Here is a 289-nt window from a genome sequence, read left to right as displayed (position 1 = left end):
ATCTCGAAGATGCCGAGGTTCGACCCGCCCTGGATCGACAGGAGCACTCCGTGCGCGCCGTCGATCGATGCCTCGAGCAGCGGGCTCGCGACCGCGAGCTCGGCCGCCTTGATGGCGCGGTCCGCTCCGCGGCTCGCGCCGATGCCCATGAGCGCGGAGCCCGCGCCCTGCATGACCGACTTGACGTCGGCGAAGTCGAGGTTGATGAGGCCCGGCGTCGTGATGAGGTCGGTGATGCCCTGGACGCCCGCGAGGAGCACCTGGTCGGCGGTCGAGAACGCCTCGAGCA

The 289-nt window shown here is 70.2% G+C and carries 1 pseudogene; it reads right to left on the bottom strand.

The features are described from left to right. A pseudogene (locus FJ658_RS15635) lies at positions 1-289 on the bottom strand (cell division protein FtsZ); the annotation flags it as partial.

Origin of the sequence: Schumannella sp. 10F1B-5-1, from assembly GCF_006517535.1 — a bacterium.
Taxonomy (GTDB): Bacteria; Actinomycetota; Actinomycetes; order Actinomycetales; family Microbacteriaceae; genus Schumannella.
The sequence above is the reverse complement of the archived record's forward strand: the minus strand, read 5'-3'. Positions and strand labels throughout refer to the sequence as shown.